At 41.4% G+C, this 3,506-nt stretch carries 3 protein-coding genes; all 3 read right to left on the bottom strand.

From position 1 onward, the window contains the following. On the bottom strand, window positions 1-298 hold a 298-nt coding region (locus D1953_RS20695; RefSeq protein ID WP_119119039.1), incomplete at its 3' end, for a DUF6262 family protein. Next, on the bottom strand, window positions 291-2,396 hold the full coding sequence (locus D1953_RS20690) for a tyrosine-type recombinase/integrase (protein ID WP_119119038.1): 2,106 nt from the start codon (window positions 2,394-2,396) through the stop codon (window positions 291-293). The genes D1953_RS20695 and D1953_RS20690, both read right to left, overlap by 8 nt. 13 nt (window positions 2,397-2,409) lie before the next feature. Then, window positions 2,410-3,486: a tyrosine-type recombinase/integrase gene (locus D1953_RS20685; RefSeq protein ID WP_425454298.1), complete on the bottom strand. Its 1,077-nt coding sequence runs from the start codon at window positions 3,484-3,486 to the stop codon at window positions 2,410-2,412. Window positions 3,487-3,506 lie beyond the last annotated feature (20 nt).

Here is a 3,506-nt window from a genome sequence, read left to right as displayed (position 1 = left end):
TTCGTCTTAATGACTCAATGATAGCATCTTTGTTATTGTCATCCATCTCTCGTTTGATTTGCTTCGATGTAGGTGCTTTCGCTTGTTGTTGTCGCAAGGATTCAATCCGATCACGCAACTCAAGGTTGTTGTATAGCGTAGCTTTCGCTACACTAGCCTCGCTCGCCACGCTGTTGAAATTGATGCTCTCTTTTGCACGTACAAGTCGTTGAATGGCTTTATCGACCTTTTGATAGGTGGCAGCCTTCCGTGATGCATGAATCTCTTTCATCTGTTCTCTGCGGTCATAATCAGCCATTTTTCACACCTTGCTTTCTCGTCATGCGGTCTTGTCTGCCGAAGATGACATGCCCCTCACGGATATTGGCCAAAATACCTTGGTATCGCTGTAAGTTCCGTTCATGCTTTTCAGCCATATCTTCACGACCATGATGCTCGGCTACTTCTTTCGCTCTTTTTGTTGTTTTGATGTGCATCTCATATTTTTCAACATCTAATTCTGAAAAGCCAATCGCCAAGTCTTTACACGGACTGCCGCTGTTACATGTCAGACAAGGTGGAGCTTCCATATACGGACAATTCCCATTCAATCGTGCGTGACACGTCCCGTAAGGGTTGTCCATCGCGTTTAGTTTATGATCCTGCCAGAGAGCTTGCAGAATATCCTGTGGGATGTCTTCACCTGCTTTAATTTCCTGCACATCACCATTTAAGTCAAAACTGAATACACCATGGTTAATGACCGATTCAAATGCCTTTCTCTTCGTATCATCTAACAGCTTGGCATATCGCAAAGTCATCTCTGGAGAAGCATGAGCTAACAATTCTTGCACTGTTAGAATGTCAACACCACTGTTTAACATTTTTACCGCATAGGTGTGGCGGAATTTGTGAGTCTTAATATTAAAAAGGTTCCCATTCTCGTCAACAATGTTTTTTTCTTTCGCAAATTCATTCAGTCTGTTTCGAACCCAACCTTGAGAGTACGGTCTACCTTTTCGAGCTCCACGATAGCGAATAAAAATAAACCCTTCGGGGTTGTTGTCTTGATTGCTATTCTCTTTAGATTTGTGAATGAGCACCGCCAAGATATTTGCCAATTCCTCATCAATCGGAATTCGATGCCCTTTCACATAGGTCTTCTCAATATCAGTCACAATCGAGTATTTGCCGTTAAGCCGTTCCAGACAATCCAAGGTTAATCCCAATACATCCGAAATTCGTAGTCCTGTTTTAAAAGCCACCAATATGACAGGGATGACATCTTTATGTAAATCGTTGATGTGTGTGAAGAGTTGCTCCAATACAAATTCAGGAATGTGTTCAATTTGGTCGATAGACTTTTTCCTTCGTTTAGGCTTGTCCTCTGGAAAGAGTAATAATCGAACATGCTTTTCAGGAGCTATGTCGTATTCATATTTTTGAATATCTTCCAAAAATTTTCCTATGATTTTTAGTCCCTCCGTTATATACCTTTCCGGGTGTGCATCTTTTCGTCTTAAATTGCTTTTGGCGTATTCATGTAACAATTGGATGTATTGCTCCATATGAGATCGTTTGAGTCCTTTTAAATCATCCCATTTTGGTTCCAATGAAAATACGAAAGATAAAAATTCAGGTAAATACTTTAAGTATTCTCTTGCTGTACCCCACGAGAAATTGTTCTTACTTAGGAGGCGTTGCTTGATGTATTTTTTTACTTGCCCACGCATGTTTCCTTGTTCAATTTTGGTGAAATCGAGATGATAATCAGATCTGCTTTTGTTATATCCGATGCCATATTTATCATACAACACTCGCACATCCCATCGGTCTTTATCCCATTCTTCACGCGTATCGGTCAATACAGAGAAGTTGGAGTAGATGAATCGCAGAAAGTTTGCTACGGACGACTTACCAGTATATTTACCATGATGTAGAATTCGTTGTGTTTGAAACCCTTGCTCATGTAGCCAAAACAACCATTCTCGCTCCGCCTTCTCGATGTCCAAATCAATCAGAGATTGAAGGGTAGGATACTTTTCATTTATAAACCGTGTCAATTTTCGTAAGTTCGTTGCTTGTTTTCCAAAAACACTTGATAAAGACCACTTATCATTGAATAGCTGGTGATAACAGACATACTTTACTTCTAAGTTGACCATAGGGTTTGTTAGTCGGAAATAGATATTTTGTGCAGTTTCTTTATAGTTCTCCATCATCTCCACGAACTGTTTAATATCGCCCACAAAGCCAACATTCCAACTGTCGTTGATCAAGAAGTATGGGTCTTTCACTTGCTGGGTGGTAACGGAACCATCTTCGTGTATGGTCTTAACAGGATAACACGAAAGCTCTTGCTGTATTCGTTCATGAAAACCTAATTCTCCTGTATTTGTTTGTTGTTTCTGTTTCATTCTTTCCCGCCTTTCAGTGTTTTTTCTGCATTTCAAATGCGCCCTGTGCCTTTTCCCAATCCTTACGGATGTCTTCTTCTGAAAGATGAAGATACAAGTTCATGGTCGTTTGGATTTGGGAATGTCCCAGACGCTCTTGCACCTGTTTGATATCCTTTGTCTCCTGATAGTACATCGTCGCATGTGTGTGACGAAACAGATGTGGATGAACATCAATCTCTGTTTTCTGCCGCAACCGTTTGAAAAGAGCCTCGACATCACTGTATGTCATGGGCTTACCCATATTCTTTCCACTCAGCTTCACAAACACGAAGTTGGTATCAATGTCCAGTTCATCAATCACTTCGTACAGGTAATCGTCGTATATATCCATCAACGCTTGCGACACAAATATCTCTCGTTCACCTGTTTTGAGCTTCGCGCCATTCTCCAATTCCCCGCGGTCCGTCAGGTGGATACGATGCCCTTTTCCATGGTCGAATTTGAAGTCCTCCATGAACAAGGAGAGAGCCTCTCCAATCCGCAATCCTGTCTCAAATAGGAGTTGAATCAGGAAGGTGTCCCGTATGTTGGTTGTCGCTGCAATCACTTGTAGTACCTGTTCCTTTGTGAGTGTTTGAATCCTCCTGCGAGGTTCCTTTACTTTCAGCACATTCCGTACGGACGGTTTGTCTTTATTGACATGATGTAAGAAACCCTTATATCGTGTTTTTCCTCCTGTAAAGACTTGTCGCATCAACTTCTCACCCATGTCATGTGACAGCTCTTCATTACGATATAAGTAGTCATAGAAGTTTGTTACCGCTGTAACCGTAAGGTTCACTGTCCTTTCTGTTTTCTTTGCCTGTACAGGTCGAAGGGACGTCACCTTCGTGCTCTCATAGGGATTTCGTAACCATCCCACAAACTCCGCCAAGTCTTCTAATCTTATATGCTTGTAATCTTTCTCTTTCTCCTCTAAATAAAGGAAATACTGCTTTAGTGCATAACAGTAAGTCTTCTGGGTGTTGCTGCTTTTCCCTGTCACATCCAAATACTTGAGGTACTTGACGACAGGAATTACAGGAATACCCTCTCTATCTACTAATATGTATCTCTTTCCTTCCTCTA

The organism is Peribacillus asahii (assembly GCF_003570725.1).
In the GTDB taxonomy this organism is placed as follows: Bacteria; Bacillota; Bacilli; order Bacillales; family DSM-1321; genus Peribacillus; species Peribacillus asahii.
Note: the sequence above shows the minus strand (reverse complement) of the source record. Positions and strands in the feature narration are given on the sequence as shown.